This is a genomic window from Robertmurraya mesotrionivorans, from assembly GCF_050971805.1.
Classification (GTDB): Bacteria; Bacillota; Bacilli; order Bacillales; family Cytobacillaceae; genus Robertmurraya_A.
Genome location: NZ_JBPCCH010000029.1, coordinates 22,610 through 43,369, shown reverse-complemented (window position 1 = coordinate 43,369; position 20,760 = coordinate 22,610). Strand labels below are relative to the sequence as shown.

At 38.8% G+C, this 20,760-nt stretch carries 20 protein-coding genes and 1 riboswitch; of the genes, 12 read left to right on the top strand and 8 right to left on the bottom strand.

The window, feature by feature from the left end:
* Nucleotides 1-22 precede the first annotated feature (22 nt).
* The gene (locus ACRX5O_RS23420; RefSeq protein ID WP_433908152.1) at nucleotides 23-316 is read right to left on the bottom strand and encodes a Dabb family protein; all 294 of its coding nucleotides are present in this window, start codon (nucleotides 314-316) and stop codon (nucleotides 23-25) included.
* Between the two features lie 250 nt (nucleotides 317-566).
* Here ACRX5O_RS23420 and ACRX5O_RS23415 point away from each other — a divergent pair, with 250 nt between their 5' ends.
* Nucleotides 567-2,756 (top strand): S8 family serine peptidase, encoded by a 2,190-nt coding sequence (locus ACRX5O_RS23415; RefSeq protein ID WP_433908151.1) that lies wholly within the window; start codon nucleotides 567-569, stop codon nucleotides 2,754-2,756.
* Between the two features lie 222 nt (nucleotides 2,757-2,978).
* Here the strand turns inward: ACRX5O_RS23415 and ACRX5O_RS23410 are convergent, their stop codons facing one another.
* The gene (locus tag ACRX5O_RS23410) at nucleotides 2,979-3,662 is read right to left on the bottom strand and encodes a DUF4956 domain-containing protein (protein WP_433908150.1); all 684 of its coding nucleotides are present in this window, start codon (nucleotides 3,660-3,662) and stop codon (nucleotides 2,979-2,981) included.
* A 19-nt stretch (nucleotides 3,663-3,681) separates the two neighbouring features.
* Complete coding sequence (locus ACRX5O_RS23405; RefSeq protein ID WP_433908161.1) at nucleotides 3,682-4,380, bottom strand: polyphosphate polymerase domain-containing protein; 699 nt, start codon at nucleotides 4,378-4,380, stop codon at nucleotides 3,682-3,684.
* Nucleotides 4,381-4,680: 300 nt separating this feature from the next.
* On the opposite strand from ACRX5O_RS23405, the gene ACRX5O_RS23400 reads away from it, so the two are divergent.
* The 3 genes from ACRX5O_RS23400 to ACRX5O_RS23390 all read left to right on the top strand — a co-directional run bounded on the left by ACRX5O_RS23400 (nucleotide 4,681) and on the right by ACRX5O_RS23390 (nucleotide 6,758).
* Nucleotides 4,681-4,986 (top strand): PTS sugar transporter subunit IIB, encoded by a 306-nt coding sequence (locus ACRX5O_RS23400; protein WP_433908149.1) that lies wholly within the window; start codon nucleotides 4,681-4,683, stop codon nucleotides 4,984-4,986.
* A gap of 40 nt (nucleotides 4,987-5,026) precedes the next feature.
* A complete protein-coding gene (gene celB, locus ACRX5O_RS23395) occupies nucleotides 5,027-6,358 on the top strand; it encodes a PTS cellobiose transporter subunit IIC (protein WP_433908160.1) in 1,332 nt (443 codons plus the stop codon).
* A gap of 73 nt (nucleotides 6,359-6,431) precedes the next feature.
* On the top strand, nucleotides 6,432-6,758 hold the full coding sequence (locus ACRX5O_RS23390) for a PTS sugar transporter subunit IIA (protein WP_433908148.1): 327 nt from the start codon (nucleotides 6,432-6,434) through the stop codon (nucleotides 6,756-6,758).
* 90 nt (nucleotides 6,759-6,848) lie between these two features.
* Here ACRX5O_RS23390 and ACRX5O_RS23385 read toward each other — a convergent pair whose 3' ends face one another.
* Entirely contained in the window at nucleotides 6,849-8,144 is a 1,296-nt protein-coding gene (locus ACRX5O_RS23385; RefSeq protein ID WP_433908147.1) for a sensor histidine kinase, read from the bottom strand.
* Nucleotides 8,137-8,820 (bottom strand): response regulator transcription factor, encoded by a 684-nt coding sequence (locus ACRX5O_RS23380; protein WP_433908146.1) that lies wholly within the window; start codon nucleotides 8,818-8,820, stop codon nucleotides 8,137-8,139. Before ACRX5O_RS23380 ends, ACRX5O_RS23385 begins: the two co-directional genes overlap by 8 nt.
* 164 nt (nucleotides 8,821-8,984) lie before the next feature.
* Here ACRX5O_RS23380 and ACRX5O_RS23375 point away from each other — a divergent pair, with 164 nt between their 5' ends.
* On the top strand, nucleotides 8,985-11,015 hold the full coding sequence (locus ACRX5O_RS23375) for a carbohydrate-binding domain-containing protein (protein ID WP_433908145.1): 2,031 nt from the start codon (nucleotides 8,985-8,987) through the stop codon (nucleotides 11,013-11,015).
* 39 nt (nucleotides 11,016-11,054) lie between these two features.
* On the opposite strand, the gene ade is transcribed toward ACRX5O_RS23375, so the two are convergent.
* From ade to ACRX5O_RS23360, 3 genes are all read right to left on the bottom strand, one after another.
* A complete protein-coding gene (ade, locus tag ACRX5O_RS23370; RefSeq protein ID WP_433908144.1) occupies nucleotides 11,055-12,785 on the bottom strand; it encodes an adenine deaminase in 1,731 nt (576 codons plus the stop codon).
* A gap of 27 nt (nucleotides 12,786-12,812) precedes the next feature.
* Nucleotides 12,813-13,283, bottom strand: coding sequence for a nucleoside deaminase (locus ACRX5O_RS23365; RefSeq protein ID WP_430774390.1), 471 nt, complete (start codon nucleotides 13,281-13,283; stop codon nucleotides 12,813-12,815).
* Between the two features lie 420 nt (nucleotides 13,284-13,703).
* Complete coding sequence (locus ACRX5O_RS23360) at nucleotides 13,704-14,243, bottom strand: hypothetical protein (RefSeq protein WP_433908143.1); 540 nt, start codon at nucleotides 14,241-14,243, stop codon at nucleotides 13,704-13,706.
* 179 nt (nucleotides 14,244-14,422) lie between these two features.
* On the opposite strand from ACRX5O_RS23360, the gene ACRX5O_RS23355 reads away from it, so the two are divergent.
* The 7 genes from ACRX5O_RS23355 to ACRX5O_RS23325 all read left to right on the top strand — a co-directional run bounded on the left by ACRX5O_RS23355 (nucleotide 14,423) and on the right by ACRX5O_RS23325 (nucleotide 20,753).
* Nucleotides 14,423-16,567, top strand: a complete 2,145-nt coding sequence (locus tag ACRX5O_RS23355) for a histidine kinase (RefSeq protein ID WP_433908142.1) — start codon at nucleotides 14,423-14,425, stop codon at nucleotides 16,565-16,567.
* Nucleotides 16,536-17,180 carry a response regulator gene (locus ACRX5O_RS23350; RefSeq protein WP_433908141.1) on the top strand — a complete coding sequence of 215 codons (645 nt, stop codon included), beginning with the start codon at nucleotides 16,536-16,538 and terminating at the stop codon, nucleotides 17,178-17,180. The genes ACRX5O_RS23355 and ACRX5O_RS23350 overlap by 32 nt, the downstream gene beginning before the upstream one ends.
* A 274-nt stretch (nucleotides 17,181-17,454) precedes the next feature.
* Nucleotides 17,455-17,538, top strand: a riboswitch (cyclic di-GMP riboswitch).
* Between the two features lie 110 nt (nucleotides 17,539-17,648).
* On the top strand, nucleotides 17,649-18,050 hold the full coding sequence (locus ACRX5O_RS23345; protein WP_433908140.1) for a type II secretion system protein: 402 nt from the start codon (nucleotides 17,649-17,651) through the stop codon (nucleotides 18,048-18,050).
* 92 nt (nucleotides 18,051-18,142) lie between these two features.
* Complete coding sequence (locus ACRX5O_RS23340) at nucleotides 18,143-18,895, top strand: prepilin peptidase (protein ID WP_433908139.1); 753 nt, start codon at nucleotides 18,143-18,145, stop codon at nucleotides 18,893-18,895.
* Nucleotides 18,896-18,908: 13 nt separating this feature from the next.
* Nucleotides 18,909-19,298, top strand: coding sequence for a type IV pilus modification PilV family protein (locus ACRX5O_RS23335; RefSeq protein WP_433908138.1), 390 nt, complete (start codon nucleotides 18,909-18,911; stop codon nucleotides 19,296-19,298).
* Nucleotides 19,295-19,708, top strand: a complete 414-nt coding sequence (locus ACRX5O_RS23330) for a prepilin-type N-terminal cleavage/methylation domain-containing protein (RefSeq protein ID WP_433908137.1) — start codon at nucleotides 19,295-19,297, stop codon at nucleotides 19,706-19,708. Before ACRX5O_RS23335 ends, ACRX5O_RS23330 begins: the two co-directional genes overlap by 4 nt.
* Nucleotides 19,709-19,730: 22 nt before the next feature.
* Nucleotides 19,731-20,753 carry a hypothetical protein gene (locus tag ACRX5O_RS23325; protein ID WP_433908136.1) on the top strand — a complete coding sequence of 341 codons (1,023 nt, stop codon included), beginning with the start codon at nucleotides 19,731-19,733 and terminating at the stop codon, nucleotides 20,751-20,753.
* Nucleotides 20,754-20,760: the final 7 nt, after the last annotated feature.

The following is a 20,760-nucleotide window of genomic DNA, read 5'->3' as shown; positions in this document are numbered from 1 at the left end:
TCATATTGTGGGGCATAAACTATTAAATCTCAATATCTACACCGATGCTATCAAGTCTTCCAACCTCGCGGATGAAGGCAGCAACTGCTTGGTGTTGTTCATTTATCGTATAGGCTTCAACGGCAGCCACATTTTCGAAGCGAACCATGAGAATCACCTGATATTCCTTACTTTTTTCAGAAAGATTGAAGGCAGCTTGAATTTCAACTACTCCAGTGATTACTTTTTCCAATGCTTTAAAGCGTTTGATGACTTCTTCCATTTGTTCCTGTGTTGTTGTGTCAGCGAACTTTAATAATACAGTACGTTGTATCATGTTGAACCTCCTACTAATTACATTTTCTTTTCTTGTATTCTATAATGTTCGAGCATATATATCAATAAATACATGAATTCCCATTTTAACTACAGAAAAGGTGTTCATTCGGCAAAATCATTTTCATAAAAGGACAAAACTAGTCAAAGGAGAAAGTTCTCATCCCTAGAAATTAAACTAGTACGAGTAATTTCTAGTAGTTTTTACTAGATAGTTACATAGAAAAATAGTTTTTAAGGGAGGAATCTTGTTGAAGATAGCAAGGAGCATGAAAAGTATTTTTGGAGTTCTCTTAATTTCTCTGTTAATTTTTACAGCAGCTGTCCCGATTCAAGCGATAGTGAAAAATGATGATGGACAATCTTCTATTACGGTAGACAATGAGTATGCTTTTATTCAGTTTGGAGACGAGCCAATTGCTTCCTATGAGGGAACAATTACGGGATATGAGAAGACAAAACCAACTAAAGGGAAAAAAGTAGATTTGCAGTCCCAAGCGGCAAAGAAATATGGAAGTCGTTTAGAAGCCCAACGTACGAATTATATTAAATGGTTAGCAAAGCAATTCCCTCAAGTAGAAGTTGTAACAGAGTATGATGTTACCTTTAATGGGATTGGCTTAAAGTTGAACGGAGCATCCTTAAAGGAAGTTAGCCGAGGACCTGGAGCCGTTAAGAGCGGGTATAGTGCAACCTATCAAAAGGCGATGAGTGAAAGCACGGCTTTAATCGGTGCAGAAGCAATTTGGGAGTCTATTGGTGGACAAGCAAATGCAGGGGAAGGAATGAAGGTCGGTATCATTGATTCAGGGATTGATCAAACACATGAATTCCTTGAGCCAAATGAAGGAATGACGTATCCAGAAGAATTCCCTAAAGGGGATACAAGTTTAACCACTCCTAAAGTGATTGTAGCTAAGGTGTATAGCCAGAGTCCAAAGCTAAGCGCAGAAGCAGTCGATAGCCATGGTACGCATGTAGCAGGTACGGTTGCTGGAAAGGCAGGTACAGAAACGGATTTAGATGATAAAACATTGAGTGGAGTGGCACCTGGGGCGTATCTAGGAAACTATAATGTTTTCCCGGGAGATATCGCAAATGCAAAAAGTTTATTTATTGCTAAAGCCGTTGAAGAAGCCGTTGAGGATGGCATGGACGTTCTTAACTTAAGCTTAGGGGGAACACCACATAAAGGTGCAGACCTGCTAGATATGACAGTGAATTCTGCGGTAGATGCTGGAGTAGTAGTGGCCATCTCAGCTGGAAACGAAGGACCAGGAAACTACACGGTTGGATCTCCTGGAACAGCGGAGAAAGTGATCACAGTAGCAGCAACAACAAATAGTCGAACCTTTGCGATGACATTGGAGTCAGAAGCATTCACAGAACCCACCATTGCGACAACAGGTACACAGGGTGGAGAGGTAAAAGAACCTTTAACAGGAGAGTATGCGGTATGGGCTGATGTGGCTGGTGGCGATAAATTGGCATGTACCGCTATATCTGGAAAGCCATTAGAAGGACAAATTGCGTTAATTCAACGCGGCTCTTGTACATTTGCTGAAAAAATTAATAACGCGGCTGCAGCAGGTGCAGTAGGGGTGATCATCTATCAGCTTGATGGAATTGCTGAACCTACGCCAATGTCTTCTGATGGGGCACTGGTTCCAGCCGTTATGATTGGAAACGAAGCAGGTAAGCAACTAGTGAGCTGGACGGGAGATCGTACCGTTACCATCAATAATGACTTACAAAAGGTGAGCACAGATCCAAATCTATTAGCAAACTTTAGCTCGTGGGGACCTACGCCAAACTACACGCTTAAGCCTGATGTAGCAGCTCCAGGAGTAAATATTTACTCTTCTATCGTTGGTGGAGGTTATGAGCTTTATCAAGGTACATCAATGGCATCTCCACATGTAGCGGGTTCTGCTGCAGTATTATTAGCGTATAGCAAGAAAAATGATTTAGGCTGGGGGCCAGCTGAAGTGAAAGCTGCCTTAATGGGAACAGCAAACGATGTAGCAGGAAGTGTTTTACCTGATACAGATGTTTCTGATCCATTAAAAGTGGGAGCAGGTCTTATTGACCTTAGCAAAGCAATGAGTCCATCAGCGCTTGCTTTCCCATCATCCTTAAGCTTTGGACTAGTTCGCCCGGTAGGAAACCAAACGTATAAGATGAATGTTACGTTAACGAACCCAACTAATGAGGAGTTAGCCTATACCATTAGAGATGATGAAAATGTAAAAGTGAGTGATATGGAAGTAACGATCCCTGCTAAAGGAAGTAAGGAGATTACGGTAGAAGTGGTGAACCGTGGTACCCATGCAGGTGGACAAGCAGGTACACCAAATTTCGTTAGCAGCTACTTAAATGTCAGCTCATCTGCAGGTGATATTCGTATTCCATACTTATATGTAATGGACTACAACCGCTAAGACATATAAAAGGAGATTGCCGGGGGGAAGGGCAATCTCCTTTTTTCAAAGTTAAGAGATATTGTTATTAAGGTGTTGTCCAGCTGCAGCGCCTAGCTCCTCGGTGGAATAATTTAATGCCATTATTCTTTGGTCATAAGTCAAAGCCTTACAGAGGTCAGGACCTCTTACGGTCTCCGCCTTATGCCTGTCGGAGCTGGACAAGGCGCTTCCGCATTTCAGTTACGCTGTAAAATTCCCATCATAACTTAGCATAATGGCGGATCTTACTCCATCCATTTCGGAAATATTGTTGATGAAGCTCATGTCATTGTCCTTCACGCGGACTTCATAAGTGACTTCATACTCATTACCAGGCATCACTGATTTTGATTTAATTGTATGCTTTTTTGAGTTCTCAGATACCACATGTTCTAATGACTTTTCAATCGAATTGCCATTGTATCGTACGACTAATAGATATGGATTTTCCACTTTAATACGATTTCCAAAAAAGATAAGAATAGCTCCAATGAATAGTGAACCTAGAACAGCAAGTGGCACAAAGCCAGCTCCGCTAAGAATACCTACAATAATGGCCCAGAACAAGTAGACGATGTCAATTGGATCTTTAATCGGTGTACGGAAACGAACAATCGATAATGCACCAACCATACCAAGTGATAATAATACATTAGATGAGATACCGATAATAACTAATGATGTGGCCATCGACATAACAATAAGTGAGATATTAAAGGTGTGTGAATAGATAACACCTGTGAACGTCTTTTTATATACCCAATAGATAAAGAGTCCAATCACTAAAGATGCGAATAATCCAATCAATGAATCGGTGATTGAAAAGCTGCTGGTTTGCTCTAAAAACTTAGACTTAAAAATATCCTGAAAATTAATTGTATCCATATTTATTCCTCCAATAATATTAACCGAACATACGGCTTATTTGATATTTTGAATAAGTGCCTCTCCGTCTGTCATGAAGCTGAACTAACTGCTTGGTGACATCAGGTAAAAACTCATCGTACTTTACTTCTAGAATGACGATACCAGGGGTGGTTTCCACCATTGGTACATCTGGATTTAAAAGATCATTGTTTCGGAAGCTTGTCTTAACTGAGCTATCGAATGTGACTCGGACATTTCCATACTCGTAAATAAAAACCTCTCTCTCATAATCCACGATGGTCACGGGTTTGATCTGCAGGAGATTCATCTGCATGTATAAATCTCTCATCAATGGTCGCGAATCATTCTCCATCCAAGCGATGTCTCCGATTCTTACCTTTTCGTATTCATCAACCGTCATACGACATTTCTGTTTATATGTCATATTGTTTCGTTTGCTCTTTTTTTCGAGATTAATGTAGCTAGTGTTATGATCATACAGTCTGACACGGAACTTATCTCGCTCGAAAAAGCCTTCCTTCTTTTGTTGAAGAACTTTATTATCAAAATTATCGAAGTATACACTTCGGATTAAGTATTTTCCATCATTATTAGCGTTTGGGTCAGTCGTCATCACATGTTGTAACTTGCTTCTTAATAAGTAGCAATCCATTTTTGTGATTTCGTGCTTTAACTCATATCTCCCTTGAACACCATTTAAGGTCATTGCCTTCACCATGTTTCAACTCCTTTATGTTAACTCCTTGATTCACATTATCGGTGGGCAACCTTAAACAAACCTTAAAAGAAAAATTACAATCTTAATTTTTAAAAAAGAACTAGTAATCTACCAGTAATAACTTTTTCCGTTGTGAAACGGAAAAAAGGTAGATATAAATGAAATCGCTTTCAATGTAATATGAAATCAACAAGAAGATAACAACCACATCTTCTTCATAAAAAGAACTTATCTCATTTATTTACTAATAGGCTCTCAGGAAAAGGGAGCAATTAAAACACTTAGGAGGAATTTATGATGAACATTCTATTATGCTGTGCGGCAGGTATGTCTACAAGTTTACTAGTAACAAAAATGGAAGCGGCTGCAAAAGATCAAGGATTTGACTCAAAGATCTGGGCAGTAAGTGCGGATCAAGTAAAAGCGAATATCGACCAAGCAGATGTATTACTTCTTGGACCACAAGTTCGTTACCTATTACCTCAAATGCAACAACTAGGAAAAGAAAAGAATATCCCAGTTGATTCTATTAACCCAATCCACTACGGAATGTGTAATGGTGCAGAAGTATTAAAAACAGCAGTAGCACTAACGAATAAATAATTTCTAAAAAAACTCTAGGTAGAGAAGGGAATGAAACGTGATGAATAAGTTTTTAGGTTTCCTTGAATCAAAGTTTATGCCTTTTGCTGGGAAATTAGCCGCACAAAGACACTTAGGTGCCTTAAAAGATGGAATTATCCTAGCAATGCCAATGATTATTATCGGTTCTGTATTCCTAATTTTAGGTTTCCTACCGATCCCGGGTTATGCTGATTTCATGGCAAGCGTGTTCGGAGATCAATGGTTAGCAAAACTGATGTATCCAACAGATGCAACGTTTAACATGATGGGTCTAATCGCAGCATTCGGTATTGCGTATCGTCTAGCTGAGCGGTATGGTATTGACGCGATTACAGCTGGGGTAATCTCGCTGTGTGCGTTCTTACTTGCTACACCATTCAATGTACCGTTTACTCCAGATGGAGCAACAGATGCGATCGCAGTTGGAGGAGCAATTCCAGTTGCATTTATGGGAAGTAAAGGACTTTTCGTAGCGATCCTAATCGGTTTATTCTCAACAGAAGTGTATAACTTCATTCTTAAGAAAAATATTGTTATTAAAATGCCAGATAGCGTTCCACCGGCAGTAAGTAAATCGTTTGTTGCACTTGTTCCTGGTTTTATTGTTATCACTATTATCTTCTTAATTCGTTTAGTAATTGAGTACTTCGGAATTAGCAGTATTCATGACGTGGTTCAATTAGTACTTGGTAAGCCGCTTGGATTATTAGGCGGAAGCTTAATCGGTTCGATTGTTGCCTACATGCTTATTATGATGCTTTGGTCAGCAGGTCTTCACGGAACAAACATCGTTGCAGGTGTTCTAAGCCCAGTTTGGTTAATGGCAACAGAAGAAAACCAAATTGCGTTCCGTGCTGGTGAAGAATTACCAAACATCTTTACATCACAATTCTTTGAAGTATTCGTTAATATCGGTGGTACAGGTGCTACATTTGGTCTAGCGATGCTCATGCTTTTCTGGGCAAAGAGCCAACAAATGAAGGCGCTTGGTAAATTATCGGCTGGTCCTGGAACATTCATGATCAACGAACCAATCATTTTTGGTACACCAATCGTAATGAACCCATTACTAATCGTACCATTCTTCTTAACACCAATCGTTTTAATCATTGTGACGTACTACTCTATGAAGTTAGGTTTAGTTGCAAAGCCAGCAGGAATTGCGATTCCATGGACAACACCGCCAATTATCGGTGGATACCTAGCAACTGGAGGTAAAATTTCAGGTGCAGTTATGCAGGCTGTCAACGTCGTTATCGCTCTAGCTATCTACTTCCCGTTCTTCAGAATGTGGGATAAGATGAAGCAACAAGAAGAAGGCGGAGTAAATAATTCATCAAAAGTGAGCTAATTAACATCAAGAAATAAAAACAATTAGTCTCACATGAGTACATGTGAGACTAATTTCTTACGGAGGGTTTACAATGGCATCTATGGAAGAAACAATATTTCAGATTATTTTACATGGTGGAAATGGAAAAAGCTGTTCAATGGAAGCCATTGCGGCAGCAAAGCGAGGAGATTTTACAGAAGCACGAGCAAAACTGCAAGAAGCAGCAGATGCATTAAACGAGGCACATCATGTTCAAACTTCATTGATTCAAGGTGAAATCAGAGGAGAAAAGGTAGAGATTTCTCTATTAATGGTTCATGCACAGGATCATCTGATGAACGCCATCACCATGAAGGATTTAGCAACAGAATTTGTGGAATTATACGAGACAATAAAGTTAGAAAAGGTATCTGGCTAATGATAAAAAATCAATATTACTAATAAAGGTATGGATAAGAAAAATCCATGCCTTTATTTTGTGTAAAAAAAGAGGGCCACGTTTGTGACCCTATCTAGGTAGTTTTACTTTAAAGGTAGTTCCTTTATTTTTATTCTGGGTTGCCTTAATGGTTCCATCATGCTGCTTCACAATCCAGTGAGCAATAGATAATCCTAGACCGACTCCACCTGTTTCTCTAGAACGAGCTTTATCTTCGCGATAGAAACGATCAAAAATATATTTCATATTCTCTTCCTTGATCCCGATTCCCGTATCACTCACTTCAAAAACAATTTTGTGGTCTTCTTCATATGTTTTTACGCCAATGCTGTCATTTTCACCGGTATATTTTAACGCATTATCAAGTAATATGACGAGCAGCTGGTGTAGGCGGACTTCGTCTGCTTCCATTTTCATGTCGCAATTCAACTGAAGCCATAAATGCTTGTCTAGTGACTCAGCAATTTCGATATAAGGAGCGCAAACGTTTTTCACGAAGGTATCCACATGAATGGATTGCTTCACCAGCTGTGTTTCAGCAGAATCAGCACGAGCTAGGGTTAATAAATCAGAAGTGAGCTTCGATAGTCTTCTAGTTTCGGATAAGCTTAGTGCAATATTTTCAAATTTGTTCGCTATTTTCTCCTGAGGGGCAGTTAACAAAAGCTCAAGTTTATTTTGAATAATCGTCAACGGAGTTCGTAATTCATGTGATGCATTCTCAACAAACTCGGCTTGCTTTTTCCATGAAAGAATAATCGGTTGCATCATCTTTTTCGATAAAATATAACTTGCTGAAATAGAAAGAACGATAAAGACGATTGAACAGATAATGATTAGCTTTGAAAAGTTATTAATGATTGTTTCTTCTGCGTTAGTATTGATCATTAACTGTACATACGCTACATCATCATCTTCATTGGTGTCTTCGAAAAGCAAATATCTAAAATGATATTGATCGTTAATGGTTGTATTTGTAATTGTATCAAGATTGGTTGTATCTAACGTAAAGTCTTGTAAATAGCTTTCGTAAAATAATAATCCAAATTGGTCTTCCTCTATAATTTCGCCATCTTTACTCCAATTTAGGACGATAATACGGGGGTTTTTTATCGCTCTTTGTTCATCAATTGGAGGAGTTCGATCCATATCTTGCTGAGGACGGTCTCCATTATTTAAATCAGAAAACTCTCCAGTATACTTCTCCTTAAAGATCTTAAGCTCATCGTCTGTTTTTGAAAATAAAGTTCCTTGAACCTGGCTGAAAATAATAATTCCAAAAATCGTGAAAATAATCGTAAAGGCAATAAGATTAAAGATCATGAACTTGAGCTGTTGGCTACGGAAGATTTTCTCCTTAAACATTTCCTTCACCATCAGAAAGCATATAGCCTAACCCTCGAAAGGTTTTTATATATTGATCATAATCGTATTTTTTTAAGTTTTTGCGTAGGTTGCTTGCATACACTTCCACAACAGTCGTTGACGTATCTGACTCAAATCCCCAGATTCGGTCAAAAATTTGTTCTTTGGTTAAGATCGTATTTTTATTATTGATTAAATACTCGAGTAAATCGAACTGTTTTCCATTTAGTTTTATCACTTCTTCACCGATCGAAGCTGTTTTGTTCTTTAAGTTTAAATGTAAATCCTTAAATGAAAGAATATTTTCCTTAAATGAGCCAACTGAACGTCGTACCATTGCTTCTAATCGTAGCAAAAGCTCCTCACGATGAAATGGTTTGACTAAATAATCGTCTGCACCCACCTTAAATCCTTTGATCTTATCATCTATGCCGTCTTTTGCGGTTAGGATAATAACAGGCGTCGTAATATTCTTCTTTCGGAGTTCTTCCAGTACCTCGTATCCATTCATATGAGGCATCATTATGTCTAGTATGATTACATCAAAAATATTTTGTTCCGCTAAGTACAATCCTTCTTCCCCATCAAACGCCTGTTCAATATGAAACATTTCCTTGGTCGTTTCTTTAATTGATTCCGAGAGGACTTTATCATCTTCTATAATTAATAAATTCAATTTTGGCGCCTCCTTTAATGAATTGTTTTTCTCGAATGAATTAAGTTCGATTATAGGGGCAAATTCGAGAAATGCAAATTATTTATTGAATATAGATTTTTTTAAGGTTTTGTTAAGGTTGGGCAAACATAATAGGCTTATCAAATAGAAAAGGAGCCAAGTTGATGAAACGAAAATATAAATTTACAAAGCTAATTGCACCTTTATTGTGCACAACATTATTATTTGCCTGCAGCAATACAGAGGAGGAATCAAGTTCAGGTACAAGTACCGCTACAGAGGTTAATATAGAGAGTTTAAGCACATTAGGAGACAGCGATATACAATCCGTTGTAAGCGGACTTGTGAGTTATAGTGACGATGATCTTTATACAGAATGGAAAAATGAAGATGTTACGAGTATTCAGTTGAATGGATCAACAGCAACCTATGAAGGATCTGGTGCCGTGGTTGTTTCAGGAAGTACCATTACGATTAAAACAGGTGGCATATATGTACTTAGTGGAACATTAGACGATGGTCAAATTGTTGTAGATGCAGAGGATAACAATACCGTTCGACTGGTTTTAAATGGAGTAGATATTACTAGCAGTTCTTCAGCCCCAATTTATGTGAAGAATGCAGAGAAAACAGTCCTTTCTATGCCTGAAGGAACGGAAAATACAGTTACAGATGGAACACAGTATGCGTACGATGATGCAGAAGCAGAAGAACCAAACTCAGCCATTTTTAGTAAAGGCAATTTAACGATTAATGGTGAAGGGAAACTTGTGGTTGAAGCGAACTTTAACAACGGAATTACAGGAAAAGATGATTTGAAAATTACAGGTGGAAATATTGAAGTTACCGCTAAGGACGATGCGATTGTTGGACGAGACCTACTAGCTATTAAGGAAGGAACGTTCACGATTACAGCAGGTGGTGACGGCATGAAAACGACAAATGATGAGGATGCAGAAAAAGGAAATCTAGTCATTGAAGCTGGAACATATTCGATTACAGCAGAAAATGATGGAATTCAAGCCCAAACATCTCTGTATACGTTAGGTGGAGATTATACCATTACAACTGGTGGAGGGAGCCCTGAGACAGTAGCCGCAAATGAAAATGCTATGGGTGGAAGAGGCCAGAGTGAATCTACAACTTCTACAACGACAACAACGACAGAAACAAGCAGTGCAAAAGGATTAAAAGCAACAGCTGAACTAGCCATCGCTGGTGGGACATTTGCCATTGATTCGCTAGATGACGCCGTTCATAGTAATGGTAACGTCCTTATTGAAGCGGGTGATTTTACCATCGCAACGGGAGATGATGGCATTCACGCGGACTCTTCGGTCTTAACGAAAGGTGGAAATATCACTGTTACTAAGAGTTACGAAGGAATTGAGGGTTCTGTAATCGCGATTGCAGATGGAACGATTGATGTAACCGCAAGTGATGATGGAGTCAATGTTGGTGGAGGAGTCGATGGTTCAGGAATGGACATGGAAAGCAGCACATCATCTGATATGATGCTTCAAATCAGTGGTGGTTACGTGTCTGTTAATTCACAAGGTGACGGACTTGACTCGAATGGAAACTTTGTTATGACCGGAGGGACAGCAGTCGTAAGTGGTCCAACGAATAACGGAAATGGTTCATTAGACTATAATGGTACCTTTGAAATCTCTGGAGGGTTATTAATTGCAGCTGGTAGCTCTGGAATGGTCCAAGCAAGCTCTGATACGTCAGAACAAAATGGAATTCTCATGACATACCCAGCAACTCAAAGTGCAGGAACACTAATACACTTAGAGGATAGTGAAGGAAATACAATAGCCACTTTTGCACCAGAAAAAGAATATTCATCTGTATATATCAGCTCACCTGATTTAGCGAAGGACTCTAGTTACACATTATATTCTGGAGGAACTTCAACAGGTACGGAAACGAATGGTTTATACACGGATGGAGAATATAGTGGTGGCACGAAGGTTGTCGCGTTCACCATTTCCGATGTCGTAACCTGGCTGAATGAATCAGGAGTGACAGAAGCCCAAAGCGGTATGGGTGGAATGGGAGGCCGTGGTGGCGGAATGAAAGGCGATGGAGGAACACCTCCTGAAGGAATGGAACGACCAGATAGAGGTACAGCGCCTGGTACGGATTCAAGCACGACTGATCAGAGTACAACAACGGGGGATAGTTTATAAGAACTAGTAAAAGGTAGAAGGGATTCCTTCTACCTTTTTTTAACATGGAATATGCATTTGATTTTTTACATCATAAAGTCCTTGAGCGGTAAGCTTAATCTCTGGAATGACAGGAAGTGATAAGAAGGATACCGTTAAGAACGGGTTGAAGCCTTCACCTACTCCAATTTTCTTTAGTGCGAATGTCAGCTTATTCAATCCAGCATACACGTCTTCGTATGTTCCCATTGAAAGAAGACCAGCAATGGGGAGGTGTAGAGATGCTAACACTTCTCCATCTTTAACAACAACAAGACCGCCCTGCATTTCTTTTATTTTTTGAGCAGCATATAAAATATCGGAGTCGCTTGTTCCAGCTACGACTAAATTATGTGAATCATGAGCAACCGTCGAAGCGATTGCCCCATTTTTCAATCCTAATCCTTTGACGATTCCTAAGCCAATTTCATTGGTGTAATGGTGCCTTTCAATGACGACTAACTTGCATTGATCTTTTTCTAACGATGATTCAAAACAACCCATTTCGTTTACGGTCACTTCTTCAACGAGATGATTGGTTACGAGACTGTTTTTATTGATTTCTATAATATTGGCTTTGTTTTCAGTGATGGGAAGATGTAACGCCTCTTCGGAAAAATCATGAAAACAAACGGTATTTACATATTCAGAAGAAATGTCTGTTTGCTCATTTTCTGGGAAATTAATTAATTGCCCGTGTTCAACCATAAGATTCCCATCTTTAAATACATGGGAAATGCTTAAGGATTGCAGATCATCTAGTAGTAAAAAGTCCGCGTCATATCCTGGTGCAATCGCCCCTTTTTCCTGTAAACCAAAGCATTCAGCTGTATTAATAGTAGCTAATTGAATGGCTGTAAGGGGGTCGAGTCCTTCCGAAATGGCTAATCGAACATTGTAATCAATGCTTCCTTCATGAAGGATATCATCAAGATGCTTATCATCTGTGACAAAAAGACAACGTCTAGCATTTCGTTCATTCACAACAGGAAGCAGCTTCTTTAAATCTCTTGCAACGGTGCCTTCCCGAATCATAAGGTACATCCCGCGCCGCAAACGAGCATTCGCATCTTCGGCGGAGGTACACTCATGGTCGGTTCGAACACCAGAAGTCATAAAGACATTAATGTCCATATCACTCAGTCCAGCGGCATGACCATCAATTTTTGCGTTTAACCGCTTCGCTTCATATAGCTTATTTAACATCGACTCTTCCGCATTTTTCACAGCTGGAAAATTCATTACCTCTGCTAAACCAAGCACTCTTGGATGGGAAAACAATGGGGACAGATCCTCAATCTCAAGTGTGGCACCCGCTAACTCAAAGCTAGTGGCAGGTACGCAAGAAGGAAGCATAAAGTAAAAATTAAAGGGGAGATTTTCAGAAGTATCAAGTAAAAGCTGAATTCCTTTAACACCTAGTACATTGGCGATTTCATGAGGATCGGCAACAATAGTGGTAACTCCTCTTAGTAGCTCAACCTTCGCAAATTCCTTTGGAGACACCATAGATGATTCAATATGAACATGACCATCAAGAAAAGCAGGGCATACATATCGCCCGCTTGCATCAAATTCCTTTTTCCCCGAATAAGTTCCCACTCCAACGAAGGCTCCATCTGTGATGGCAACGTCACCTTCATAAATTTCACCGGTAAATACATCAATAATTTTGCCGTTTTTAATGACAAGATCAGCCTCCGTTTTCCCTGAGGCTGCTTCAATACGTTGTTTTAGTCTGTTTTTTTCCATACTCTCCTCCTAGATGTCTATTAGAGACTAGTATTCTGTTTTGTCAGATGATACTTCCCACATTTTAAACGGTAGATTGTACTGTTCAACAGTAATTTGATTCATCATAATCGTTCTGTTTTCAATTGGCAAGCTAATTTCTTCATAAATAAAGTGATCATCAAAGCCAATTTGAGCCGCTTCCTCTTTAGTACAAGCATAATAGACTGCCTTTGGTCTCGCCCAATAAATCGCTCCGATGCACATCGGACATGGTTCACAGCTTGTATAAATCTCACAATCTGTTAATTGAAAGCTTCCTAAATAGGAGCAAGCCTCACGAATCGCTTGAACCTCTGCATGGGCAGTAGGGTCATTACTGCTCGTGACCTCATTTTTTCCTTTTCCGATAATTTTTCCGTCCTTAATCACAATTGCCCCAAAAGGACCACCATGATTACTTAACACATTTTCACACGCTAACTTAATCGCTTCATTCATAAAAAATACTTTTTCCAATAGAATCACCTTTTCCGATGTAGTGAATGATTGAGTAAGGTTGTTTTCGTAAGGTAGTAACTATTTTACGCTTAAGAATTTAGTTTGCAGGCTCTTTTCTTATTATTTTTATGCTATTTTCTGCGGGAACTTAGCACAATCCTACAATTTTGTTCTAAAAAGCAACAAAGTTTAAGAAAAGAGCCTTGAGTAAAAAACTAACCTTTGTAAAAAGGTTAGTTTTTTGGGTTGGAGGGATAAAGAAGTCTCATATAATAGGTGGGTTTATGTCTGTATTATATGTATGTTTGAATATTCTGTCTGCTATGTTGTAACATTTTTTAACAATAAAAAAGCTCTTACCTAGAAAAGGTAGGAGCAACTTGTCAGATTATTTACTTGAAAAAGACTCCTTTATAGAAAAGGAGCCCCGAAACAGCATCATGCTTGTAATGCGATTTCTTTTTGTAAGTTGTGTTTCTTCCATACACCCATTCCTAAAAGGATATAGCTTAGTCCCCATGCAAGTGCTAGATAACTTCCAGCAGGAGAGAACATGAGTAATACAAAGAGAATCATAAGTACGGAACCAGAACGAGGTAGAACTTTTGCTCTAAAGGTAACAATGGAAAACAAAATACTTCCTAATGTTAAGCAGAGCATCATAAGAATGTTAATAACCATGAATTCAGGCTTTGGGGCATACCCAGCCAACGTCATAAAGGCACCTAATGTAACGAGAATATTCCCAATGGTTAATAGCACGAAGCTAATAAAGCCAAGAACACCAATTTTATCAGCTTGAGCAAGGTATAAGCCAATTGCACCTACCGTCATTAACACACATGCAATAAATCCTGGCCACATCTCCTGAGGGCTATCCACACCAAATATAAGTGCCATCGGGGTCATGAGCATTCTCACTACTCCTGCTAAAATTGCGATTACGGCAATCCATTTTGTTGTTTTTTCAACTGTCATTTTATCCACTCTCCATATATGTTTTTCTTTACAACTAGATCATAGCAAGACGGGAATTCCTGAGGAAAAAGGGAACTTTTCCTAAGGGCTGGGAAATTCCTTTGGGAAAAGGAAAATATGCATCCTTATTATGGGTTCCCTTGCTATAATTGGTGTTAAAGAGGGAGGTGGGAGAGGAGATGGAAGGAAGTCGAAAATGGTTTTCATTGTTTCGTATAATGGTAGCCGTTATTTGCTTAAGTTATATTAGTTTCGCTGTGATTCAAATTCCCACCTATTACGATCGTCTCGAAAAGGATTGTGTGAAGGAAGAATGCTTTGCGTCTCCTAGTCCCCCTCCTGGAGTGGATGAGCTTCATAAGCTTGGAATCAATGAATCTATCTATGCTCTCTTTTATACCGTATTAGATTGTGTGTTTATCTTTGTATTTCTCGTAGCTGCGTTTATGATCTATTGGAAAAAGGGCCATGAAATGATGGGGGTGTTGGGGGCCACTGTACTTGTATCGTTTGGAATTACCTTTCCATCATTGGTATTTGTAACAGCTGAGCAAGACTCTTTTTTGTTTCTTATCAATGATGTGATGAGTCTCGTAGGCTGGGGCTCCTTGTGTCTCTTTTTTGTGCTTTTCCCCAATGGGCGCTTTGTTCCAAGGTGGAGTCCTTATGTGCTCATAGCGATTGGGATATTATTGTTGCTAAACTTTATGGAAGAGCTGCCACCAGGGGTGATGTATTTGCGCTTGTTAGTTACATTAGGCTTCCTTTTGTATGCTCAAATTCACCGTTATCGAAAGGTTTCATCTCAGGTAGAAAGGCAGCAAACCAAGTGGGTTGTTTTCGGTTTTTCCGGTGCTATCTTTGGTTTTTTATGTTTAGTATTTATCCCATTACTATTTGATCGCACGATTTTTGAAAATGGCAGTGTCCTTTACTTTATGTTTTTTAATAGCTTTATCTATTTATTCATGCTTCTGATTCCAGTTTCAATAACCTTTGCCCTTTTAAGAAGAAAGCTTTGGGATATTGACCCTTTGCTCAACCGAACTCTTGTATATTCCATTATGCTTTTAGTAGTGATTGGGATTTATGTAGCGGTTGTTTGGTATTTGAGTAATATGTTTAAAACCGATGACCATAATTTTGCCATTTCGATTATTGCAACAAGTATCGTGGCTGTTACCTTTTCTCCTATTAAAGAAAAGGTTCAGCAAATGCTAATTTATAAAATGTATGGGGAGCAGGGTAACCCATACTTTGTTCTTGCCTTGCTCGGGAAAAAAATTCAAGAGCTTCAAACACCAGAGCAAGTGTTAGACCAAGTCGTACAAACGCTAAAGGAAATCTTGCGACTGCCATATGCTTCGATTCAATTGCTCCAGAACAACGAGGAAATTATTCTTGCTCAATACGGAGAGAGGCAACCAGAGGTTCGGCGATTACCCATTATGTATCGTGGGGTCATGATTGGGTGTTTACTAGTTGCTCCTAGGTCCCCTGGAGAAGCGTTTACGAAAGCAGATGAAAAGCTTTGGGAAGTGTTGATTCAGCAGCTTGGTCCACTGTTACAAGATTTAAAAGCTACAGAGGATGTAAAAGCACTGAACCGTGTGCTGCAGACATCACGAGAGAGATTAGTATTAGCTAGAGAGGAAGAAAGGCATTTTTTACGAAGAAATTTACACGATGACCTAGCTCCGAGACTTGCTGCACTGGCGTATACTGCAGCCGCTGCAGAGGATCTCGTTGAAAAAGATCCACAAACCGTGAAAACATTATTAGCAGAACACCAAAGAATGATTCTTGGAACAGTAGATGATATTCGAAGACTGGTTTATGACTTAAGGCCAGCAGCGATTGACGAGCTAGGTTTAGTGGCTGCTGTTAAACAGCGGATTGAGGAGGTATCCTCGATTGGAAAAACAAATAAGGCTTCACCTTCCTTCTCGTATGAGCTTCCTGAAAAGTTAGAGGGTATTCCTCCCGCAGTGGAAGTGGCTGTTTTCAGGATTATTTCCGAAGGGGTCGTGAATGTGGTAAGGCATGCACAGGCAAACCATGCGAGTGTATCACTTATGGAGTTGGAGGATCGGTTGGTTATAGAGATATGTGATGATGGAATAGGGTTTATTGAAAAGAAAGAAGCAAGAACGATAGGGGGGCTTGGTGTTCCATCTATGAAAGAACGGGCAGCAGAGCTAGGCGGAGAACTAACCATAGAACGGATGATAGAGGGTGGAACAAGAATCTTAGCTTGGATCCCTCTCATAAAAGAGAAAGAGGGGGAAAGGTATGAAAACGATACGAGTGCTATTAGCAGATGATCACCCGTTCTTTCTGTACGGAGTATCTACGTACTTAAAAACGGTACCTGAAATAGAAATTGTTGGCGAGGCTAACTCGGGTGAGGATGTAGTCAACCAAGCCAAGCAGCTGAATCCGGATGTTATTTTAATGGATATTCGAATGCCAGGGATGAACGGAATTGAGGCGACAAAGAAAATTAAGCAATCCAATCCCGAGACCAATATATTAATTTTTACGATGTTTAAGGATGATCAATCGGTTTTTACCGCGATGAGGATGGGGGCAAAAGGGTATATTTTAAAGGATGCAGGGAAGGAAGAAATTATCCGAGCGATAAAAACAATTGCAGCTGGTGAAGCGATTTTTAGTGCCGAGATTGCTGCTAAAATGGTTCACTATTTTTCCTCTACAAGACCGGCTGCGAGTGAACAGCTCTTTCCTGAACTAACCAGTCGGGAGCGTGAAGTACTCTATTTAATTGCCGATGGAGCAACCAATAAAGAAATTGCCGAGCACCTCAACATCTCGAACAAAACCGTATCTAACTATGTAACCAATATCCTGAACAAACTCCAGGTGTCGAGCCGAGAAGAAGCGATTCAGATTGTTAATATTTCGAATATGGAATAGTAGTAAGGGCGGTCTTTTATAGATGGCCTTTTTCGTTCTCGTAGGTAAATGGAACTAAATTTGTTTAATGTATGTTAAATGTTTACGATATTATATTTTGAAATTGATTTTTTAGAAAGTGTTTTTTGAAACACTTGTAAGGCTAGGTTTAATGATGGATGGAGCAATTTTTAAATATAATATTTCTAGTTATAAATTTACAAAAATCCTCTTTTAATTTCATTTTTTTTAATATAGAATAACTAGTACATAAGTAATGTTTATCACATTACGTTAACAAATAGGGCGCGACGAAATATGACTTGTACATGGGCACCTGAGTCATATCGAGCGATTGGTGCAACCGACCTATACAACTACATTCTTACCGAATGAGCTGTATAGGTTTTTTTATTTTCAGATTTTAAAAGTCCGAGAACGACTTTTGAAATATACAAACTAAAAAACTATTAAGGGGGACCTTTCTTCATGTTAAAATCATTAAAGAAGAAAATGAAAGACCAAGCTGGTCTAACACTAATTGAACTGTTAGTTGTAATTGTTATTTTGGGGATTATTGCTGCTGTGGCGATACCGATGGTGATGAGTAATAAGGATGATGCGGCTAAGAGTACTAATGCACAAAATCTAACAATATTACAAGATGCTGTTAATAGATATACAACCCTTAATGATGGACCTCCAGCTAGTTTAGATACTTTGTTATTAGCTGAGAGTGGCAATTCTAATATTGGGGGACCTTTTTTAGATTCAAAGCCATCGATTAAAACATTTACAGATTGTTCAGGTAATTTTGAGTTAAATGGTAGTAAAAAGGTAGTTATTACTGCTACGACCTCAGGCGATAAAACTGCCGCTTGTACTCAATAAATATTATAAATGGCTGCTGCGTCTCCATAGATAGCGGCAGCTTTATTTTTTTTATTATCTCAAACAGTTATTAAAGAAAAGGAGATTACAAGATGCTCATAGTTGATGTCCTAGTAATAATTATATCCTTACTGTTCGGTAGCTTCTTTAACGTAGTAGCAATCCGTCTCTTAAAAAGAGAATCTATCTCCTACCCACCATCCCACTGTACCTACTGTAACCACAGGCTGGGTTTCTTTGACTTATTTCCTCTATTTAGTTACCTACTCCTAAAGGGCCGTTGTCGTTATTGTAAAGAAAAAATATCTCCTCTATATCCATTAGGAGAAGGTATGACTGCCATTATTTTTTTCCTTGTGTACAAGAAAATCAATCTTACACCAGAGTTAATACCTGCAATCCTTTTATCAACTTTATTAATTCTGTCTGTACTAACCGACATTCGCGAAAAGTTAATTTTAGACGTAATTACATTACCTAGTATAGTGGTGTTAATAATTACAAGATTCTTCATTGGTGAGGAGCCACTCCTAACTTATTTAATCGGTGGAGCTGTAGGCTTTGGTTTACTGTTATTATTGGCGGTTGTCAGCAAAGGCGGAATGGGTGGCGGTGACATTAAGCTATATGCAGCCATTGGAATGGTACTTGGCCCAGCACTTACTGTAATGAGCTTGGTTTTAGCTTCGTTTGTAGGAGCAGTTGTGGGACTACTATTAATCTCTTTGAAAATAGTTAAAAGAAAAGAACCGATTGCCTTTGGGCCATCGATTATGATTGGAACATTAGTGGCTTATCTGTACGGGGAAGAAATTTGGACTTGGTACAGCTCATTACTCCTATAAGGGGCAGATAAAAATGAACAACGAAAAGGGAGTAACTTTAATTGAATTATTGATCTCTGTCGTTATTGCTGGAATGGTAATTGTGCCTTTGCTCCTAATTATGACAGGTTCCTTTACTAGGACGGTAGAGCAAGGTGAAGATACGCAATTGAATTATTATGGTCAACAGATCATGGAGACTATCCGTGAAAAAGGGTACAAAAGTGGAGTTTCTCCTACACAATATTATTGCAAAGACGATCAAGGATGTGTCTCCACTACCATTGCAAACCATGATGCAAAAGTTACATTAACAGAGAAAACGGTTAGGTATAGTGCGATTGATTTTACTGAAATAACGGCAAAAGTAGTATCAAATGACTCTTCAAGTATAGAACTTGTCACGGTGGTGAAAAAGCAGTGAGAAATGAAAAAGGTGTAACACTAATTGAATTACTCATTGTCATTTTAATTATGGTAAGTATCTCAGCACTTGCCTTTTCACTGTTTAGCTATGGGACAAAAATGGAACGAGCAGTAGCAAAGGAAAATGAACTACAGAGAGAGGCGCGTTTCATTATGGAAACCATCTCAAATACTGTTAGAGATGGACAGGAGATTAGTAGTAAGATTGTTTATTCTAATGGTGAAATTAAGTTAGTATCGGGCACAGTATTATCTAAAAACGTAAAAAGCTATACAGTAACTGAACAGCTAGTAGAAGGTGGAACGAAAAAACGGTACAAAGTGACACTGGTATTAGAAAAAGATGAACACGAGTATAAGGTATCAACAGAAGTCTTTAATGACGCGCAAAAAAGAGTAAGGTATTGAGTGGTCGATGAGGGGGATTAACATGATTCAAAGATTAAAAGGAAATGAATCAGGGGCAGCGTTAATGATTGTCCTCTTTATTGTTGTCCTAGTTAGTATCGTAGGAACAGCCATGTTATCGACCACTACTTATGGCCTTCAAAATGTGGTTAAAACAACAAAGGAACAAGAGGAGTTTTATCGGGCTGAAGGTGCGATTGAAATTGTCTTGGCTGAAATGAGTAATTATAAAAATGCTAGTACAGGTAGTAGTGGACCTTTTGCATATTTGAAAGAAGTAACTGGTACACGTTCATATAATATCGGCGGGAAAGATGTGATAGTAGATATTGTGTTACCAAATAACTTCAGTATATTAACACCATCTGCTACAACCAAAAGTGTAAATGTCACGCTAGAAGCAAGGTATAAAGATAATTCAGTCCTAATTAGAAGAGTAGGTCTAAACATTGATTACTCTGCCAACCCACTTACAGAAACGAAAAATGCTTATAACATTTATAACTACAATTCTTTCTTAGGGGCTAATAAAGGTACTTACGATCAGACGAAATTTGGACCAATAACGATTTTAAATTACGATACAGTTGTTAGCTCATTAGCTAGTGGAAGCACAATAGATTCTATTGATAAACATGACCTCGATAGTGATATGGAGTATACATTTCCTAGTGGTGTTACTAGAATTCAAACAATTCGACTTAGTGGAAATAACACAAAGATAATAATCCCAAATGATGCGATCGTTTACGTTAAAGAGATCGACCTTAAAGGTAGTGGCCAAAACACCCAAATAGTGGTTAATGGTGCATTAATAGTTGATGAGTTATACCACGGTGGTAGTTCCATTTTAGAGGTGAATAGCGGATTAATAGTAAGAAATGCACATGCTGATTCCAATGCATTCGTTATTAATGGCGAGGCAAAAGGAATAAGCTGTACGCTACTTCCCGTTGCCTGCCAACAAATAAATGGTACTCAAACGAAAAATCAGTATACATCAACCATTCAACCAGCGTCTTTAAATTTCTCAACCAACCGCTAAAAATCAA